Origin of the sequence: Enterococcus sp. DIV0703 (assembly GCF_051711065.1) — a bacterium.
Classification (GTDB): domain Bacteria; phylum Bacillota; class Bacilli; order Lactobacillales; family Enterococcaceae; genus Enterococcus_B; species Enterococcus_B hirae.
The window spans coordinates 2,614,575-2,635,575 of the sequence record NZ_JBIOLX010000001.1 but is presented as its reverse complement, the minus strand read 5'-3'; the positions used below and the strand labels follow the sequence as shown (position 1 = coordinate 2,635,575).

Annotated in this window: 15 protein-coding genes; 13 read left to right on the top strand and 2 right to left on the bottom strand. The window is 38.0% G+C overall.

The window, feature by feature from the left end:
- Window positions 1-634 precede the first annotated feature (634 nt).
- From IGK81_RS12035 to celB, 6 genes are all read left to right on the top strand, one after another.
- A complete protein-coding gene (locus IGK81_RS12035; RefSeq protein WP_034700497.1) occupies window positions 635-4,324 on the top strand; it encodes a hypothetical protein in 3,690 nt (1,229 codons plus the stop codon).
- Window positions 4,325-4,545: 221 nt separating this feature from the next.
- Window positions 4,546-4,860 carry a PTS cellobiose transporter subunit IIB gene (locus IGK81_RS12030; RefSeq protein WP_010736972.1) on the top strand — a complete coding sequence of 105 codons (315 nt, stop codon included), beginning with the start codon at window positions 4,546-4,548 and terminating at the stop codon, window positions 4,858-4,860.
- Window positions 4,861-4,876: 16 nt separating this feature from the next.
- Window positions 4,877-6,856, top strand: coding sequence for a BglG family transcription antiterminator (locus IGK81_RS12025; protein ID WP_034700495.1), 1,980 nt, complete (start codon window positions 4,877-4,879; stop codon window positions 6,854-6,856).
- Window positions 6,857-6,880: 24 nt separating this feature from the next.
- Window positions 6,881-7,195 carry a PTS cellobiose transporter subunit IIA gene (locus tag IGK81_RS12020; protein ID WP_014834421.1) on the top strand — a complete coding sequence of 105 codons (315 nt, stop codon included), beginning with the start codon at window positions 6,881-6,883 and terminating at the stop codon, window positions 7,193-7,195.
- A 14-nt stretch (window positions 7,196-7,209) separates the two neighbouring features.
- Window positions 7,210-7,728 (top strand): hypothetical protein, encoded by a 519-nt coding sequence (locus IGK81_RS12015; protein WP_010721021.1) that lies wholly within the window; start codon window positions 7,210-7,212, stop codon window positions 7,726-7,728.
- Window positions 7,728-9,071 (top strand): PTS cellobiose transporter subunit IIC, encoded by a 1,344-nt coding sequence (gene celB / locus IGK81_RS12010; RefSeq protein ID WP_010721020.1) that lies wholly within the window; start codon window positions 7,728-7,730, stop codon window positions 9,069-9,071. The genes IGK81_RS12015 and celB overlap by 1 nt, the downstream gene beginning before the upstream one ends.
- Before the next feature lie 297 nt (window positions 9,072-9,368).
- Here celB and IGK81_RS12005 read toward each other — a convergent pair whose 3' ends face one another.
- Both IGK81_RS12005 and IGK81_RS12000 read right to left on the bottom strand, forming a co-directional pair.
- Window positions 9,369-10,871: a UDP-N-acetylmuramoyl-L-alanyl-D-glutamate--L-lysine ligase gene (locus tag IGK81_RS12005; protein WP_034700494.1), complete on the bottom strand. Its 1,503-nt coding sequence runs from the start codon at window positions 10,869-10,871 to the stop codon at window positions 9,369-9,371.
- A 277-nt stretch (window positions 10,872-11,148) separates the two neighbouring features.
- Window positions 11,149-11,742, bottom strand: coding sequence for a YitT family protein (locus IGK81_RS12000; protein ID WP_010721018.1), 594 nt, complete (start codon window positions 11,740-11,742; stop codon window positions 11,149-11,151).
- Between the two features lie 241 nt (window positions 11,743-11,983).
- Between IGK81_RS12000 and IGK81_RS11995 the strand changes: the two genes are divergently transcribed.
- From IGK81_RS11995 to IGK81_RS11965, 7 genes are all read left to right on the top strand, one after another.
- The gene (locus tag IGK81_RS11995; RefSeq protein WP_034700493.1) at window positions 11,984-13,630 is read left to right on the top strand and encodes a putative polysaccharide biosynthesis protein; all 1,647 of its coding nucleotides are present in this window, start codon (window positions 11,984-11,986) and stop codon (window positions 13,628-13,630) included.
- A gap of 83 nt (window positions 13,631-13,713) precedes the next feature.
- On the top strand, window positions 13,714-14,439 hold the full coding sequence (locus IGK81_RS11990) for a pseudouridine synthase (protein WP_034700491.1): 726 nt from the start codon (window positions 13,714-13,716) through the stop codon (window positions 14,437-14,439).
- A 626-nt stretch (window positions 14,440-15,065) separates the two neighbouring features.
- Window positions 15,066-16,013: an ABC transporter permease gene (locus IGK81_RS11985; protein ID WP_010721015.1), complete on the top strand. Its 948-nt coding sequence runs from the start codon at window positions 15,066-15,068 to the stop codon at window positions 16,011-16,013.
- Window positions 16,014-16,026: 13 nt separating this feature from the next.
- The gene (locus IGK81_RS11980) at window positions 16,027-16,947 is read left to right on the top strand and encodes a carbohydrate ABC transporter permease (protein WP_010721014.1); all 921 of its coding nucleotides are present in this window, start codon (window positions 16,027-16,029) and stop codon (window positions 16,945-16,947) included.
- 37 nt (window positions 16,948-16,984) lie between these two features.
- Window positions 16,985-18,439, top strand: a complete 1,455-nt coding sequence (locus IGK81_RS11975) for an ABC transporter substrate-binding protein (protein WP_010721013.1) — start codon at window positions 16,985-16,987, stop codon at window positions 18,437-18,439.
- A 223-nt stretch (window positions 18,440-18,662) separates the two neighbouring features.
- Window positions 18,663-19,277 (top strand): YesL family protein, encoded by a 615-nt coding sequence (locus IGK81_RS11970; protein WP_034700489.1) that lies wholly within the window; start codon window positions 18,663-18,665, stop codon window positions 19,275-19,277.
- Window positions 19,270-20,997 carry a sensor histidine kinase gene (locus IGK81_RS11965; RefSeq protein ID WP_034700488.1) on the top strand — a complete coding sequence of 576 codons (1,728 nt, stop codon included), beginning with the start codon at window positions 19,270-19,272 and terminating at the stop codon, window positions 20,995-20,997. The genes IGK81_RS11970 and IGK81_RS11965 overlap by 8 nt, the downstream gene beginning before the upstream one ends.
- The last annotated feature ends 4 nt before the right edge of the window (window positions 20,998-21,001 follow it).

The following is a 21,001-nucleotide window of genomic DNA, read 5'->3' as shown; positions in this document are numbered from 1 at the left end:
CACCGAGTGGAAGTTTGCTGACGTTTTTTTTTGTGAATGACTATCCAAGATGAACAGTTATTTTTTGTTAGTTACAAAAGTGAAAAAAACAAAAAGTGTTTTATTAAAATTGCTTATGTCTCATAATATTTGCATCGTGATACCTTTTGAACGTAAACAAATGACACATTTTTTTAAAACATTGTTATTTTTATTTAGTTGGCATGTTTTCTTTTTTTTTTAATACCAAGCTATAGTATTACGCTATTTTGTTTTTTTTATTTTAGAAAAATGACAGTCCGATGAAACAACCGCAAATCTGTTAAAAATTACCATTCTATCGGTAAAAAAAGGTTTTGTTCTAAGCGGATAATCGTAGATAATTTTAGTGTAGGTGTTTCATATGTTTTTGGAGGTGAGTATACGTAAGATTAAAATGAAAAATTTTTCTTTACATAGTGATTTTTGTTATGTTAATAGTCAAATAAACTATCATCTCATGAGCAAAAAAGTAACCTTTTACAAATATTAGGAACGTTCACACTAGGAATGTTCATAAGAAATAATAAAAATTTTGTTTATTTAATCTTTCCTTTTAGAGAATTTGAGCAAGGAAAAAGAGTGAGTGTATTAGTAAGAGAGGAGGACAGAAAATTTGAAAAGCAAGCATTTGCGAACGATAACAACCTCTTTGTTGTTGTTCCAAAATTGTCTTTATCCATTAACCGTTTTTGCTGAGGAAGCACCACCAGAACTAGATACGGAGTTTGTACAGGATTTACAAAATCAAGGGGAACAACCAGTGATGCAAGAACCTGTTTCACCTGAAACAGCTGCAAACGACTCAACAGAAGAGTCAATCGAGGTAGAGGAGCCAGTAGAAGAAAATACAGAGGAAATCGTAGAAGAAGCACCTGTAGTTGAGGAAGTACCGATCGTTGAAGAACAAGAAGTGGAAGAAGTACCAACTGAAATACCAACTGAACAGCCAACTGAAGTAACGGAACCTGTGACTCCATGGGAAGATCCTGTACCACCAGTCCTTCGACAAAGTGCTGAGTTAAGGAAGAATAATTTACCAAACCTAGATAAATATCGACCTGATCTGATAGCAAATGGGAAAAAAAGTTATATTGAGAAAACGTTAGCGACACAGATTAATCGCACTATTATGTTGGGAGCTGCCGTTGGTTCGAAGACTTCCTTTACTGTGAATGTGCCTACCTATGAGAAGGTCACTCAAGATAAAGATCATGGTTGGATTTCTTGGATAGCAAGTAATCTAACCACAACGGATGATTATCCATACGATACGATGTATTATGGGAATCATTCATCTTACCGCGGAACGTATACGTTAACGATTCCATCTGATCAAAGTGTCAATGGGTACCAAGTGACGGTTACGAAGCCTAGTATTTCTTCTTATGCCGCATCTTTTACCGTCACGATCACTAGGCTGGCATCGACCAGTGCAAAAGAAGATCGATTAGTACTTAACGGAGACGTGAAACTAGGGACGACGGCTGTAGCCTCCCAATACTCTGTTTTAGACTCGATCCCGATCGAAGATGTTTCGTATGTCAATGCTTTGCTGGGAACGATTACAGTGAAGAAAGAGCAACCTGAATTTGAGATCAAAAATGAAGTGACCGTTGAAGCACAAAGAGGAAAAGAACTGTCTACGAGCATCCTAAAATCGTGGTTTTCTACGATATCGGAGAATTCAGGGAATTATGACTATAGTCTGTCTTCCGGACCGGCAGAATGGGCACCTGGAGCAACTGGAAAAGCTACAGTTATTGTCAAAAATAAAACAACGAATAACACGCAAGAATTTACGACTAACTATACTGTTGTAGATACTACTGCACCAAAATACACAGTAATCAGGGATGCACCATTGGAGGCTAGACGAAAAGGGAGTCTTACTGATGAAGAACTAAGGAGTATATTTGAAAAACTAGAAGATAACTGGAGTAAACCGGAGGATCTCCAGATTGAGTTATTTGATTATAACGGTTCCAACGTTCCTTGGGAAATTGCTGGGACTCAACCAGGTGTTGAAATTGTCAAGGTACGTGTGACCGACCAAGCAGGGAATGCTGCTACGGGAAGTGGTTATCGTATCCAAGTGGTTGATACTACGCCTCCTGATGGGAAACTAAAAGACAAAATCGTGATTGAACAAGGAATGGAACTGAAAGATTTAAGAGGTTTACTAGAGGGTGATCCAACCGACAATTGGTCCTTGCCAGAAAAAATCAGTCTTTCGTTGGCTGTTGATGGCGGCAAGCAAGTCTCGGAATTACCTAGGGGAGAGCATAAATTTACGCTAACCTTGACGGATGAGGCTGGAAATCCTAAAGAGCTCAAAGGTACGTTACACGTCGGTGATGCGTTTAAAATCAAATCGGAAGTGGTTGTCCAAGCACAAAGAGCCAAAGAGCTATCAACTGAAATTCTCAAAAGCTGGTTTGAACAATTACCAAACAATCCTGACAGTTATGACTATCGTCTAGTCTCCGGACCGGCAGAATGGGCACCAGACACTAACGGACAAGCAACAGTCGCTGTCACAAATAAAGCAACAAATGAAACAAAAGAATATGAAACGAAATACTCCGTCGTAGACACTAAAGCACCCACCGCAACACTTAAAAAAGAGATCGTGTTTGAAGCAAGGCTTACAGGTGCGCTCACGCAAGCAGAACTACGAGAACTGTTGATTGAGAGTGATCTGCAAGATAATTGGAGTTTACCAGAAAAGATTACGATCGGATTGACTAAAATCGGATCCGCAAATGAACCGTTTGAACTTGTTGGAAAGGCACCAAGTATGTACGGTAACATTTTTATTACTTTAACAGATGAAGCTGGAAATACGGCTCGATACATGAAAAATATTTCAGTCGTTGACACGCAAGCACCAGAGGGCAAGCTTAAGGAGTCACTGTTTTTTGAAAAAGGCAGTAAAGAGCCAGATTTACGAGAGTTATTAGATGGCGAACCCACCGACAACTGGTCGCTACCAGAAAATATCAAACTTGCGTTAAGCTTCAAGGACGGCAAGCAGTTTTCAGAATTACCTGAAGGGGCGCACGAGTTTACGTTAACCTTGACGGATGAAAGAGGAAATGCTAGAGAACTTAAGGGTAAGTTGTACATCGGTGAACGGTTTGAAATAAAGTCTGAAGTGGTTGTTGAAGCACAACGAAGCCAAGAATTATCTCGGACGATTCTAGAATCATGGTTTGATAAACGACCAAAAGATACCGATGATTATGAGTATCGTCTGACTAATGGACCGAAAGAATGGGCACCTGGAGCAACTGGAGAAGTAACAGTTGCTGTGAAAAACAAAACAACGAATCACACGCAAGAACTTACTACTAAATATACAGTAGTAGATACGAAGGCACCGACAGCAGAGTTTGAACGGAGTGTTTCATTTGAAGCAAGACGTACAGGCAGTCTTAGCCGAGAAGAGTTAATGAGTGTGATTAAAGAAGGGACTTTACAAGATAATTGGAGTTTACCAGAAAAGATTACGATTGGGCTGGAGGATCTTCAAGGAGGAAAGTTTGAAATTGCTGGGAAAGTGCCTTCATCTACTGCGTATGTTGTAGCCTCTGTTCTAACAGACGAAGCAGGAAACCAACAACACTTTTCACCTATAAATCTATTGATCGAGGATACAACACCTCCAGAAGGAAAGCTAAGAGATTCACTTGTCTATGAGCAAGGAAGTGAAATGCCGGATTTACGAGAGTTGTTAGATGGCGATCCAACTGACAATTGGTCCTTACCAGAAAATATCCGACTTGAGTTAACTTTCGAGAATGGCTTAGAATTTTCTGAGTTGCCTGCAGACGATCATCGATTTACGCTGAAATTGATTGATGAATTTGGCAATAAAACAGAACTAGACGGAATATTGACGATTACATCTAACGCACAATACATCGATGTCACCATTCCTGCACGTATGAGTTTTGTACAGGAGGATATTCTAGCTGGTATCGCTTCACCAAATTATGAGATCAAAAATAATTCCAACCGTCCGGTATCCGTTTATGTGGATGCCATGACTAGTCTTGAAGAAACCGAACGATTAACTGAACTGACATTAGGTTTGCAAAATACAGATCATGAACAAGAGGTAGTTTTAGTATCAAATGGTCAAAATCTATCAGAAACCGTTGAACTTGTCACTTTAACAAGTGAACAGAATGCTTATGAGTTCTCTTTCTTTGGAACAGCAGGTGACAACATCTTGTCGGAAACCTTAGATGCGCCAATCAGACCTAGTTACTTGATGCAGTTGCATTTTAAAACACCATGAGATATAGACCTATTCAAAAGAGATCGTGAAAGTATCGGATAGTTCCGAAAACAAACAGAAAGAATTTTTTAACCAACTAAAAAAGAAACTGAGGCAAGTTTTAGCTCAGTTTCTTTTTTTGTATGTTTTTTTCTTCCTAATCGATACGGAAGTATTTCTTTTGTAAAGAAAACGTTTACAATCTATACTTTAAATAGAACGAAAAGGAAGGAGCAAATAAAATGAAAAAAGCATTGATTATTTGTGCAGCAGGGATGTCATCTTCTATGATGGCTTCTAAGACCACGGATCTATTCAAACAAAAGGGGGAAGAAATCGAAGTCGATGCGGTATCTGCGACAGAAGGCGATAAAATGATCAAGTCAAGCGACTTTGATTTATTTCTCATTAGTCCTCAAACCACGATGTTTTTAGATAAGTTTGTTAAACTAGGAAAAACGGTTGATAAACCTGTGGTTAGTATCCCCTTTCAAGCGTATGTTCCGATTCCCACAGGTATTCAGAAATTAGCGGAATTGATTGAAGAAAATATCTAACTAGGAGTGGATAAAGATGAAACAGATCGAAAAAGCATTGTTAGGGCTATTGATCAACTACCAAAAAAAATATATCACTAGTCATGAGCTTTCTTCTGAATTGTCTTTATCTGATCGAACAATCCGTAAATACATGGTTGATGTCAAAGAGAAAATTGAAAAAAACGGAGCAAAAATTATTGCCAAACAAGGACAAGGATATCAGTTGGCGATCTTAAAGCCTTTGGCATTTGCATTTTTTTTAAAACATCAAAATATCGCAGCTGATCAAGGCATGTCTGAAATGGAATTTTTTGAAACTGAAGATCGTCAAAAATATCTGTTAAATAAGTTATTGCTAGAAGATGAAGCCATTTTTATGGATGAATTAGAGTCGGAACTCTTTATCAGCCGTTCTAGTTTATCCAATGATCTAAATGAGATAAAGGCAAAAATTGAGCCCTATGCGTTAAAAATTTGTTCTAAACCACGACAAGGAATGTGGATCGAAGGATCAGAGCAAAACAAGCGCCATTTTATTATGGACACGTTTTTTGGTGATCAAGCAGCAAACTCTTTAAAAGATTATTTAGTGAACAGTCACTTTTTCAATGAATTCAATTTTGAAGAGGTTTTAATCATTATTTTAGATGAGATCCGAGAAGCAAATTTAAAAGTTTCTGATTTTATCATGCAAAATCTAGCATTACACCTAGCCTTAACGATCAAGCGAATCAACGAAGGATTCCCCATTGAAGCTTTAGATTTTAGTGAAGAGTTAGTGGATCGCCGTGAATATCAAGTAGCAAAAAAGATCGTTCAACGAATGAATCGTGTGACAAAAGTACCTTTTCCAGAAGCGGAAATTCATTATCTGACGTTGCATTTGGTTGCTAAGTCTAATCCCATCGAAAAAATAAATGATGAGCTGCTTTACGAGGAATTAGCAAGAGTGATTGAGCAGCTTGCCGACTTTTTTGGCGATTCACTGATTGAGGATCAACAATTAAAAAATGGTCTGCTTAATCATTTGACGCCAATGGTGGTTCGTCTACGGCAAGGGATTACTTTAGAGAATCCGTTGACTGAGGATATAAAAAAAGAAAATATGGTCGCCTTTGAACAGACGAAAAGAATATTTAGTCAAATGCCTATGTTACGACAATTCACGATCAATGAAGATGAATGGGCGTATCTTACCTTACACATCATGGCAGCTTTAGAAAAAGTCAGAACAGCGAAAAAAATACGGGTATTGATCATTTGTGCAACTGGTTATGGAAGTGCGCAATTGTTGAAGAATCGTGTGCTTGCTGAGTTTGGCGAAATGCTATTAGTGACTAATGTCAAAGGTTATTACGAGATCAATGAAATGACTTTGATGGGCGTAGATATGATTATTTCATCAATCGATTTATCAACGATGATTTTTAAGATCCCCGTATTACATGTGAGTGTCTTTTTGAATCCACTAGATAGCCAAAAAATTCGACAGACGATTGCGGACTTACAACCTTGTCCGTCAAAAAGAATAAAAACTATTTGCACAGATTCTCCGAAAAAAAGACAGGATTATCATGGCCAGCTTTCTGAAAGATGGTACAAAGTCTATTCTGAAAGACCAACTAAAGAGACGGTGATTTTAGACCTACTCTCGCTTTTAGAAAAAGACGAAGTAAAAGATTATACCCTTGAAATGATGGCACAAATCAGCAAGCGAGAGAAAATGGGACAGATTGTCTTCAGTGAAACCGTTGCAGTCCCACATCCAGCTATTCCAGTAGGGGTCACGACAAAAATTGCAGTCGCAGTGATTCCGGAGGGGATGTTTTGGGATGATTACCAACAGATCAAATTTGTTTTTCTCGTGTCACCATCTTTTATTGAAAACGAAGAAATTACTATAGTGACAAAAGCAATTGTGCAATTAATTGATCGCACAGATTTGCAACAACAAATTTTAATTGAACCAACGTTTGAAAATTTTAGCAATCATTTTGACGAGGTGATTGAATAAGGAGGAATACGTGTGACTGGAAATATGACGAGTGAAGAATTACAAGTCATCGCTTTTGATATTATTTTGCATAGTGGAAATGCCCGAACATTGATTCATGAAGCCTTCAAACTTCTACGGCAAGGAGAAAAAGCGGAAGCGAGTCAACAATTAGATAAAGCAAATGAAGCTATTTTAGAAGCGCATAAAGCTCAGACAAACTTGCTAAAAGAATATGCAAGTGGACAAAAAATCGAGATGGAGATCATCATGGTCCATGCCCAAGACCATTTAATGACAACAATGACCCTTTTAGAAGTCGCAAATGAAATGAGTTATTTGTATCAACAAAAAGCTTGAAAGAGGAGATTAAGGTGGATGAAACTAAGAAGCAACAATTAGCTTTAGAAAAGAAACAATTTAGTTTGAAAATCATGTACTTCAATCGTTATCTTGTGATTCGTTATTTGACAGCCTTTTTCTTTTTCATCAATCTTAATTGGCTAGTACTACTATTAATCGCAAGAAGCAGTGCCTGGCTACTGCCGCTTAGCTTGCTGGGTTTGATCGTTCCTGCTATCGGTGAACAAGTCATACTTTATCGTACGCACACGAACCGAGCACCTTGGACGAGCAATTATTTTAAGATTCAAGGAATGATGAACGTAGGAATCAGTGGCTTACTACTTACCCCATGGTATCGCTCATTTTTTCCATTTATGGCTAATGATCATAGCGCCAAGCTATTTTTACTCGCATTATTTGTAAGCGGTATCTTTGTTTGTGGCTTTTGCTGGTTCCGCTTAGAAAAAATTGAACGTAATCAAGACCGTCAATATCAACGTGTTAAACAATATGAAAAGATTTCACAATTAGGGAAGGGGAGTAACTAATGTTTAAATTTTTGGAAAAGTATTTGATGGGACCGATGGGAAAAATTGCACAAATGAAAATCGTTCGGGCGGTAATGGCAGCAGGGATGGCTTCGATTCCATTTACGATTGTCGGGTCGATGTTTTTGGTTTTGAATATCTTACCTTTACCATTTCCATTTCTTGAAGGGTTTTTCAACGCTACATTTTTTAAAGTCAGTGATTTGTACATGATCATCAACACGATGACCATGGGGATTTTATCCATTTATTTTGCTATTGTTTTTGCTTATGAACTGACTTCAATCGAACGAGATGAACAAGGGTTGAATGTCAATCCTTTAACTGGTTCGCTGCTTGCGGTATTTGCTTTCTTCATGTGTATTCCGGAATTAGTATTATCCGATGGGAAAGTAAGCTTGATCGCTAGTATCTCAGATACGGAAACTGTCGTGAACGGGATTCGGATGGGCTCATTTGTCGAGCGGCTAGGCACTTCCGGTATCTTTACAGCAATCATCATGTCATATATAGCTGTTGAATTATATTGCATCTGTGTCAAACGGAATTGGGTCATCAAGATGCCTGATGTAGTACCTCCAGGTGTTTCTCGTTCCTTTACAGCTTTGATCCCTACATTTGTGATTGGGTTCGTTGTGATGCTTGTTAATGGTCTGTTGGTTGTATTAGGAACAGATATCTTCAAAATGATTGCGATCCCATTCGGGTTTGTTACTCAATTAACGAACACATGGTTAGGGATCATGGTGATCTATTTCTTGATCCATGCACTATGGATCGTGGGTATCCACGGTGCCAATATCATTACTTCTTTCTTGACACCAATCGTATTAGCGAACATGGCAGCAAATGCACAGGGAGCGAATTTCCCGCTTGCTGGCGAATTTAATAATTCCTATGTAACAGTAGGAGGATCAGGGGCCACATTAGGATTGATCTTCTTCATTGCCTTTTTGGCTAAATCCGATCAATTAAAAGTACTAGGGAAAGCTTCACTAGTTCCAGGTATCTTTAATATCAATGAGCCAATTATTTTTGGGATGCCAATTGTTTATAATCCGTATCTGGCTGTTCCATTTTTCCTAGCACCGATGGCATCGGCTTCACTAGCTTATTTTGCCATTCGCTTCGAGATCGTTAAGCCAATGCTGGCGCAAATGCCTTGGCCTTCGCCAGTTGGTGTGGGCGCATTTGTCGGTAGTGGGGGAGACTGGAAGGCGGCTGTTTTAGCAGTATTATGTGCAATTTTAGCGTTCTTCATTTGGTTACCATTCATCAAATACTATGACAATAAACTATTGACTGAAGAAAGAGAAAAAGCAGCCGAATTAGCTGCAGAATAAAGCCATGTGATTTGCTTCAATTAATTCAATAAAAACAAAGATAGAAAACTACGATAAATATGAAGCGGGACTGAGACAAAAGTTGTCTCAGTCTCTTCTAGTATCTCTAAAAACGAATAAACGGTGATACAAAAGTAGCATCTTCGGAAATAAGCCGAAATTTACCAAAAATTTGAGAAGCAATTTTCGGAAATTCCTTCTTATTTCTTGATGCTGAACACTTTTGTCTCAACCTCGCTTTAATACGTTTCGCATCTCGTATTTTTTATTGTAAACAAGTGGTATTCATTGAAATACTCAGTCTTCAATCAATTCTTTGACAACTTCATAATCGCCTTTATAAGGAACATCTATCCCATTGATTTTTTGATAAGGATCGACTCCTTTTCCAGCGACTACAACGGAATCTTCAGGATTGCTGATCGCTAATGCTTGTCTGATCGCTTCTGGACGATCCATTTCATAATGAACCTCAAGCTCAGCATTAGTGATGGCTGCATTGATTTCTTCAGCGATTTTTTGCGGATCTTCAAATGCTGGATCATCCGCTGTTAAAAAGACGACGTCAGCCGTTTCTGATAATACTTTTCCGAAATCCTGACGGCGAGAAACTGCTTTGTTGCCGGGGCTACCTAGAACAACGATGACCCGACCCTTCGGATGTTCTTTTTTGGCAAATTCTAATAATGTTTTTAAACTGAGATAATTATGTGCATAATCGACATAAACATGACTGCCATTTTTTTGGATCAACTGATCCATCCGTCCAGGCACACGTGCTGCTTTGAGTCCTTTTTGGGCATCCTCAATGGAGGCGCCAGTCAACGCAGCCGCAATGATAGCACTTGCTGCATTTTCTTGGTTGAAATCACCGGCTAATTGGATCTCATAGTCTGCTTCGATATCAAGTTTTCCGTTGTGTTTGATCAAGTGAAAGGCATGGTTCCCTGAAGTTAAACTTTTTACTTCATAATCAGATTCGGCAGAACGTCCATAAGTGATGTAAGGGACGTTTGCTAACTCAGCCGTTTCCTGTAAAAGATCGAAATGATCACTTTCATGATCTAAAATCACAGTTTTAGAATTTAAAATCAATTGACGTTTGCAATAGAAATAATCATCAAAAGTTGGATGTTCAATGGGGCTGATATGATCAGGAGAGATGTTCAGGAAGATTCCTACATCTAGCGTTAAACCATATACCCGTTGTGTTTTATAAGCCTGTGAGGATACTTCCATCACTAAATGTGTCATGCCATTTTTTACCGCTTCCGCCATCATGCGATACAAGTCTAATGATTCAGGCGTTGTTAAATGGGATTTAAAAAAAGTTTGTCCATCTAAAGTCGTGTTCATTGTTGAAAGCAACGCTGTTTTATTGTTTGTCGCATGATCTAAAATGGCTTTGGTAAAATAAGCTGCCGTTGTTTTTCCCTTAGTTCCAGTGTAGCCGATCACTTGCAATTGTTTTTGGGGATACTGATAAAAAGCCATGGAAAGGATCGCCATCGCTTTGCGAATATCAGTCACGATGATACCAGTTGCTGTATTTTCGTAAGGCTGTTCAGCGACGTAGTAGCTCAAACCATTCGAGATCGCACTTGTTAAATACTCTTCTTTGAAATTCAGACCTTTACAAAAAAACAACGTCTCATGATCTACTTGGCGTGAGTCATAACTTAACTTTTTGAATACAAATTGCTCAGGAGCATCTAAATGCCAACCTTGAACAGAAACAAATTCTTTTAATAAATTTTCTTTGATCAATAATTTACGGATATCTTCTAAAGAGAAGCTCATTGAATCATCCCTCACTTTATTATTCATTGGGTTCTGATTTATTATAGCATACTTCAAAAGAGTTGCTAAAAAGGGAATCAGCTATCTAAAAAGAGAATAGGAAAGAGAAAAAAACTCAAAACGACCGAACGTGTTGAGCTTTTTCTCTTTTTTATATAAAAATTGCTTGTTACTTGCCTAGCATTACTGACCTATCCGAAACGAACCCATAACACATTGTTCCAACAGAACAGTTCTTGATTTTTTGCACGTAATTCTTGAATCAACAGTGAGAGCATCACGCCTCTAGATCATTTGTGATCGGATAGATCCGTCCTAATAGCTTTAAGAATAGTGAACTTAAAACGATAGAAAATAAGACATAGAGGGTTTCCCGTAATCCAAACACAAGATAATTCAACCAAACAATGACCAGATTTGTTAAAAGTAATCCTTTAGAAACCGGGATACGGAAGAACTTTTGGAGGATGATTGGTGGGATTGTCACGCCACCGTTTGATGCACCAACTGTATAAAGCGTATAGACACCCGTACTAAAAAGTAGACTTCCCATGATCAACGAAAGAAGATGAGAATAAAAAATCGGTGTTTTAGGAATCACATCTAACACAAGTGGAAAGAGCAAACTACCAAATACTGCTTTAATGAAGATCATTTTTCCTAATAAGAGTATAGCTAATAGCAGCATGATGACATTCACTGACCAAACCGTGATGGATCGTGGAATCAAAAAGGCGGTCTCAACTAAATGTCCGATCGCTCCGACTCCTGCTGAAGCAATGTCATGTGGCAGTAAAAACCAATTCAAACCAATGGCAATAAAAACGACACCTAGTAAAATGATCGGTGTTTTTTTCAATTCTTTCAGCATAAGCGCACCCTCCGTTCGCTAATTATAGAACTAGTATAGCATAAGAAAAAAACAACTCGTTAGTAATTATAAATGTTAAATAATAACGAACATTATTGAGGAGAAACTTTATAACAGCTAGAAAGAAAACGTTATCTTAAAAATGTTGAATTTACAGAAAAATCACACAAAAAAGATTGCCAGTTTTCCTTTTTACTATTAAACTGTTAGTAATGTTTTGAAGAAAGTTGGAATCTGATCGATGACTAATCAACGAAAACCAGCAATGGAAAATTTAACACCTCAAGAAAAAATGGCTCGTGGCTCTGCTTGGATGACAGCTAGTAATATCATATCCCGGTTACTCGGGGCTATCTACATTATCCCTTGGTACGCTTGGATGGGGGAGAATGCAAAAGCTGCTAATGGATTATTCAATATGGGCTACAATATTTATGCTTTGTTCCTACTGATTTCGACAGCTGGGATTCCGGCGGCGATCGCCAAGCAAACCGCTCGCTACAATTCATTAAATGAATATGGGACTTCTCGGCGTTTATTTATTCGAGCATTACAGATGATGGGTGTACTAGGACTCTTATTTTCATTATTTATGTATGTGGCTTCGCCTTGGCTCGCACATGCTTCTGGTGGCGGAGCAGAATTGATTCCAACGATGCGATCACTCAGTATCGCGGTACTTGTTTTTCCTTGTATGAGTGTTATACGAGGGTATTTCCAAGGAAACCAAGAAATGATGCCGTATGCACTTTCCCAAATCGTGGAACAAGTCGCACGGATCTTTTACATGTTGCTTGCGACCTTTATCATTATGAAAGTCATGAAAGGCGATTATGTCACAGCAGTTACTCAGTCGACTTTTGCTGCATTTATCGGAATGTTAGCAAGTATTTTGGTCTTATTGTATTTTTTGAAAAAACAACAGGCGTATTCAGCGGCACGTGTCCAGTATAGTCATAACCAAGTCAACGTAGCGACAAAAGAATTGTTACTAGATACGATCAAAGAAGCGATTCCGTTTATTATTGTTGGGTCAGGAGTGACGATCTTTAAATTAGTAGATCAGTTTACCTTTATTAAAATCATGTCAGCAACGACTGAATATTCCAAAGATCAGTTATTGGATCTCTTTTCAATTTTCAGTGCAAACCCAGATAAATTGACGATGGTCGTGATTGCGCTTGCTACTTCCATCGCTTCTACTGGATTGCCGTTGATCACCGAAGCGGTGACGATCAAAGATCATCGTGGTTTAGCGAAACTGACAAGTGGCAATTTACAATTGTTTTCGTTCTTTATGTTTCCTGCTACCTTTGGCGTGATCTTGCTAGCCTATCCTTTGAATACGTTGTTTTATGCACCTGATAAACTAGGAAGTCACGTGTTGATCCAAGCCAGTTTTGTGGGACTGTTCCTAGGTCTATATATGTTAGTTTCCAATATGCTTCAAGGGATGTTTGAAAATGCCGCAGCGATCCGTTATCTTGCAATCGGTTTTGTCGTGAAGGTGATCTTGCAATACCCAGCGATCCGTCTGTTTGAAGTCTATGGTCCACTATTTGCGACGATGATCGGTTTTGCTGTTTCTTGCACGCTGATTTTAAAAAAGATGCGTCAAGTGGCACGTTTCAAACCAAGTTTTGTTTGGCGGAGAACACTATTGATTTTTATTTTGACACTGATCATGCTGGTAGCAGCTGGGGTCACGAAATCTGTTTTCGGTTTATTCCTCAATCAAGATAGTAAAATTCAGTCATTGTTCTTGATTTTATTTGTAGCTGGTGTTGGCGGTACGGTGTACGCATACTTAGCGTTAAAAATTCGATTAGCTGAACGTCTTTTAGGACCAAGTATGGTTCGATTACGCCATCGATTAAGGATCAAGTAGTAAATAAAATTTGAAAAAAGAAGTTAGGAATAATGTTCCCTATTATCCCTTAACTTCTTTTTTCAATCAAATGGAGGAAAAGCATGCGATTAGACAAATTTTTAGCGGATGTCGGATTAGGCAGTCGCAAAGAAGTCAAGGCACTGATCAAAAAAGGGCACATCAAAGTGAACGATCAAACCATTAAAAGTGACAAATTCCAAGTAGATGAATGGAAGGATCAAGTGACTTATGAAGGCGAACAGTTCATTTACCAAAAAGATTTTTATTATATCCTCAATAAACCAGCTGGAGTAATTTCAGCCACTCAAGACAACTACGATCAAACAGTGCTTGATCTATTCGATGATACTTCTTATCGGGAAGACCTTTTTCCAGTCGGGCGTTTAGATAAAGATACAGAAGGGTTATTGGTTGTGACAAATGATGGCGGCTTGGCTCACCGTTTACTTTCCCCAAAGAAACATGTCGAAAAAGAGTACTTCGCTGAAGTCAACGGTATCATGACCGAAGCCGATGTACAGGCATTTAGTCAAGGATTGACCATTGACGGTGGCGAAGAAACCAGACCTGCTCAATTAACCATTGTTTCAGTCAATTCGGAAGATGAAACATCGGTGATTCGCTTGATCCTGCATGAAGGAAAATTCCATCAAGTCAAACGGATGGTCAAAGCCGTAGGAAAAGAAGTCACTTATCTTAAAAGAATCCGAATGGGGAATTTCCTGCTCCCAGAAGACTTGGCACTCGGCGAGTATCGGCAAATGACAGCTGAAGAAGTCAAGCAGTTAGAGGGAAAGGAATTGTAATCAAACGAAATACGATGAAGAAACAAAAGCCAGCTAGCCTGTTTTTAGGCTCATTGTCAAATGATAAAATGATAGTTAGGGTATCTTTGATAAGCTAAGTAAAAGACATCTTGAATCCTTCGATGAATTGGTTCGCCCAATTCATTTTAAAGGAGTTCAGGGTGTCTTTTCTTATTACAGACACATCACTTTAGTTTATATAAAGCAATATAGTTGCTGTTAACAAAAGAGTGAATAGAAGCAGTATAGGATTGATCGTCTGTTCAAAACTCCTGTTCAACTAATCGTGAGTATTGTCTATCTCAAAACGAATATATCTTGTACAGTAGCAACTTAAGTACCTACTAGAATATCAGTGATTTTCATTCTAATGAGCGGCTGATTTTTCTGCATGTTCGACTTCTTTATCTATACCTAACACTCTTTTTTATGCTCATTTCATCCGTGTTTATTTAGAAATTACTGCCATTAGCCAACGATTTTTTGAAAAAATTGATCGCTAAAATTGAACCTCTGCCTAATTTTGTTATCTATATTTTGTATCATTTTATCTATAATTTGTTTATTTATTCCTTTTGTTGTAAGCGCTATAATTGGCTTGTGAATGACACGAAAGGAGTTTTACGATGAAAAAAAGAAAGGGGTTAAATCATTTTTTTGCTAATCTATGGCGCTACAAAGCTTTAGTACTGATGGCTGTGCCGGGGATGCTATGGATGATTTTTTTCTTTTATATCCCAGTATTAGCAAACGTAGTAGCATTTAAAAACTTCCATATTTCTGCTGACGGGTTTTTAGCTAGTTTAAGAGAAAGCCCTTGGGTTGGTTGGGAAAATTTCCGCTTCTTATTTACTTCTGATCAAGCTTTCTTGATCACTAAAAACACCATTTTATATAATGTTACTTTTATTCTTTTGAATTTATTGATTTCCGTTGTTTTTGCCATCATTATGAGTGAATTACGGAATAAACGACTGGTAAAAGTTTACCAAACAATGTCGTTACTTCCTTACTTTCTATCATGGGTCATCATTGGGTATTTTGTTTATGCCTTCTTGAGTCCTGACAAAGGAATCTTTAATCAGTGGATCACTGGGCATGGTGGAGAAGCGATCAACTGGTATAACGAACCGAAGTATTGGCCGTTTATTCTTGTCTTTATCGGCACGTGGAAAGGGATTGGCTATAACAGTATCATTTATTTTGCTTCTGTTATGGGGATCGATCCTACTTATTATGAAGCAGCGATGGTGGATGGTGCCAGCAAATGGCAACAAATCAAACATGTGACGATTCCACAATTGATTCCGTTGATGACGATCTTAACGATTCTAGCTGTCGGGAATATTTTCCGAGCAGACTTTGGTTTATTCTACAATATCCCGAGAAATTCCGGGGCACTTTATGATGTCACACAAGTATTGGATACTTACATTTATAATGGCTTGACCTCTACTGGTGACTTTGGAATGACAGCTGCAGCGGGATTGTATCAATCCGTTGTCGGGTTTGTTCTATTGATGATCACAAATACGATTGCTCGTCGTTTCGACAGCGAATCAGCATTGTTCTAGGGAGGAGAAAGAAATGAAAAAAAAGAAAGTCGAACGAGTACAGATTCGTTCATTTAACAAAACAACCAATTTTTTCTCTAACTTGTTGATCGCATTGTTTGCTCTTTCTTGCATCTTACCGTTTCTATTCGTGATTGCGATTTCTTTTACGAAAGAATCCGCTTTGACACAATATGGCTACAGTTTTTGGCCAAAAGAATTTAGTACATTTGGGTATACTTACTTATTCGGTCAAATGCAAGACAAGATTTTCCAAGCTTTATTTGTGACGATCCTTGTCACTGTTCTAGGGACTTTGATCAATAGTACAGCGACTTCTTTATACGCTTATGCGATTTCACGATCAAACTTCCCATTTCGGCGCTTCTTTACCGTATTTTGTTTGATCACGATGTTGTTCTCACCAGGGATGGTTGCGAACTATTTAGTAATGACGAATCTCTTGCAGTTAAAAGATACGATCTGGGCATTGATTTTGCCAATGGCGGTCAGCCCGTTCAATATCATCGTGATGCGAACGTTCTTCAAACGCTCGGTTTCAGATTCAATCATTGAATCTGCAAGAATTGATGGGGCTAGTGAGCTGCGAATCTTTGTGCAAATCGTTTTACCACTGGCAATTCCTGGGATTGCAACGATCAGTTTGTTTGCTGCCTTAGGGTATTGGAATGATTGGTTTAATGCGTTGCTTTATATTCAAGATGATAAACTGGTTCCTTTGCAATATTTATTGATGAAGATCCAAAGCAATATTCAATATTTGACACAAAATTCAGGAGCGGGCAGTCAATTGACAGGCGGACTTGCTTCTGTTCCGGGAGAATCAGCTCGAATGGCGATCGTTGTGATTTCTACTTTGCCGATTGCGATCAGCTACCCATTCTTCCAGAAACATTTTGTTAAAGGATTAACGATTGGTGGAGTAAAAGAGTAATGCAATAAAAATATAAAACAATTTAGGAGGAAGAAAAATGAAGTTATGGAAGAAATTAGCCTTTACTGGCGTTTCTGCAATGATGGTTGGAACATTGGCAGCCTGCGGATCGGGGACAAAAGAAAAAGCTGAAGCAAGTGATTCAACAACCCTTCAAATGTATCAAATCGGTGATAAACCAGAGAATTTCGATCAGTTAATGGATATTGCAAATAAACGGATCGAAGATAAAATCGGAGTTAAAGTCAACATCAACTACATCGGTTGGGGCGATTACGAGAAGAAAATGAATGTCATTATCTCTTCTGGTGAAAACTACGATATTGCCTTTGCCAACAACTATGTATCAAATGCGCAAAAGGGTGCATTTACTGATTTGACAGAATTAGCACCAAAATATGCGAAAGAAGCGTATGATTCTTTAGATGAAGCGTATATCAAAGGAAATTTAGTTAACGGAAAATTGTATGCCTTTCCAGTAAATGGCAATGTGTTTGCCCAACAAGTGTTGACTTTCAACAAGCCGTTATTAGACAAATACAATTTATCGATTGATGGGATCGAATCTTATCAAGATGCGGAAAAAGTGTTACAAGAATTCCATAAAAAAGACCCAAATACAGCTGCTTTTGCGATTGGACAAGGATTTAAAGTCCAAGGAGATTTCGATTATCCATTAGGGAATACATTACCATTTGCAGTTGATTTGAACGGCGATGACACTAAGATCATCAATCAATACGACAACAAAACGTTTATCGAATTATTACGTACGATGCACAGCTGGTATAAACAAGGATTGATTCCTAGCGATGCTGCTACTAGTAATAAAGATTACCCACTTGAAGGGAATACTTGGTTAATGCGTGGCGAAACGCAAGGACCATACGATTATGGCGATACGATCTTGACTAATGCAGCGAAACAAGAATTGGTTTCAAAAGCAATCACTGTTCCATTGAAGTCAACTGGACAAGCACAAATGGCCAACTTTGTCGTATCAAATACCTCTAAAAACAAAGAAAAATCAGTTGAATTTTTAGGTTTATTAAATAGCGATCCAGAATTATTGAATGGTTTAGTTTGGGGTATCGAAGGCGAAGCATGGAAAAAAGATGGCGATGACAAGATCAAATTATTAGATGGGTACCAACCAAACATGCACATGTCTGCTTGGAATACCGGTAACAATGAAATCTTATACACACAAGATACGATCACAGATGAAATGATCGCTGAAAGAGATAAATCAATCGAAGAAGCAAAAACTTCTCCAATCTTAGGCTTTAGTTTCAATACAGATAGCGTAAAAACAGAACTAAGTAATATCTCAAATGTCATGAATCAATACCTAGATGGATTAAATACTGGGACAGTTGATCCTGATGAAACATTACCAAAACTAAAAGATGCTTTGAACAGAGCAGGTTATGACAAAGTATTAACAGAAATGCAAAAACAATATGATGCATTTCGTAAGGAAAGTAAATAATTCAAGGAACTGAATCAGTTTCTAGAAAGAAGCAGAACTTTTTCCGAAATTTGCATGTCGAATTTTTGGAGAGTTCTGCTTTTTGATTAGTGTCCGAAGAAATGAAAGAAAAGCAAACAAGTAGCTAAAAGTTCATTAGGCTTTTTATCAAACTGGTTCTTTTACTTTTTTACTACTCTTGTATAATGAAAGGGAATACAATGTTTTTTATGGAGGGAATCGCATGTTAGGTAAAGCACTAGAAACATTATTTATCAGAGTGTGGGTGGTCATGAAATTAACTTTTTATTTTTGGATCTATACACTGATGGGAGCCATCGTATTAGGGATTGGACCTGCTTATAAAACAGTCAACGAATTGTTTTATCTTTATGGTTTTGAATATAAAGAGATTACGTTTAAGCGAGGGTGGGAAACATTTAAACAAACATTTGTCCGTGGGAATGTGTTGTTTGGTTTATTTTTAGCGGGGACATTTTTGCTTGGCTATAATTTATACTTATCTGTTCAAATTCAAGGCATTCTTTTTTTGATTACTGATTTTATCCTGATTTTTAGTTTACTTTATATTTACTCCACTTATCAGTATAGCTTGATTTTAGATAGTGAATACGAAATTTCGATTCCTAACCTACTTAAGTTAAGTTTTGTTTCAGGCTTTTCCAGTTTTTCGACCTTTTTGAAATTGTTGATTGGCGGAGGCATTATTTTTTGGCTAACTTGGAATTATAAAGGACTGATTCTCTTTGGTGTGATAGGCTTATTGGCTGTTTGGAATGGGCTGGTGACCAAACAATGGCGGGAAAAACTGGATATGCAGTTAGAAAGCTATGAATAAATGGCGTATTTTATTTTCACAAGGAACACTTTTGAATCGTCTTTTCCGAAAATATGCGCTCGTCCTGATTTTATTAACAACGGTGGCGACTGCTATCATCAGTGTTCATACGTGGGTACAAACGCAAGAGCAAGCCAAGCGAACGACAAGTGAGGCGTTACAAAGTACCAGTCGTACACTGAACGATAAAACGACACTAAGTAAAATCATTAAAGACCAATTATTGGGGAACTCTGATAAAATCGAGAATGCGACTACTTATCTGACAAAACCGATCAATGAATATTTGATGTACGCTTATGATCAACAACAAAAAACGACCGATTTTGTCTCTTTTCCTTATCTAATGAGAGATATTTATGTCAGCTATGAGGAAGTCAGCTCCGTCTATGTTGTTTTCAGTCAATTGCCTGAGTATCTGGAATCTTCTAGAGCAAATAAAGGTGGGGTGATTAAAAGTGGTACGCCTAAATTGACAGATGCTTTTTATATCAAAATGTCGATCACGCAAGGTGGAAGCGAAGTCGGGAGCATGTTCGTCGGTTTTGAAAAAGCGGAATTGGATGCGGCATTAAAGAGTTTGAATACCTTTAGCGGCTTATCATTGTATATGATCTCTGGTACCACCAACCGTTTATACACATTCCATGATCAAGGAATGACAAAGGATAAACTAGCAACCCAAGAACAATTGATTACAACCAGCCTTCAAGAAAATTCCACTTTGCCACTGATAAACCTTGAAAAAAATAATTTCATCCAGTACCAACAATTACCCGATGATTACCGGATATTGGCTACTTTAGATCGTTCGATGGTTAGACGAGCGGTTATCCAAGATTTAGCACCATTGATTTTCGGTGTATTTCTATTAGATGTCAGTCTGTTATTCTTTTTATACCAAACCTTCAAGCGCTATTCGCAACAAGTAGATCTCGTGATGGATGCAATGAATGAAACGGCTAAAGGGAATTTGGAGACGCGGATCGATACCACCCAAACGGAATATGAATTAAAAGACCTTTCTATAGGGATCAATGAGATGTTGGATAGCATCAACCAATATGTTGAAGATATCTATAAATTGGAAATCAAACAGCAAGATGCCCACATGCGTGCATTACAAGCACAAATCAATCCTCATTTTCTCTATAACACGTTAGAGTATATTCGGATGTATGCGTTAAGTGAAGGCAGCGAAGAATTGGCAGATGTGGTGTATGCTTTTTCGGCCTTGTTGCGAAACAATACTAATCAAGAAAAGACGATCAGTTTAAAGGAAGAACTGGACTTTTGCGAAAAATATGTCTATTTATATCAGATGCGTTACCCCAACCGGATCGCCTATCATTTTTCCATTGATCCATCATTAGCAAGTATCGAAGTACCGAAGTTTGTGATTCAACCATTGATCGAAAATTATTTTAAACATGGGGTCGATTTTACACGTTTTGATAATGCCTTAAGCGTGAAAGTGTTTCGTGAAGGGCAACGAGTCCAGATTATTGTGAAGGATAACGGCAAAGGGATCACACCGGAACGCTTAGCAGAGATCGAATCAAGATTGGCGCATCCTAAAGTCGAATTGTACCAATCGATTGGATTGCAAAATGTGAATGAACGTTTGCGTGCTAGTTTTGGACATAGTTATCAGATGAAGCTAAGTACCAATCAAGAAGGAGGATTGTCTGTCACTATTACATTTAAAGAAAAGGGGTAGGAAC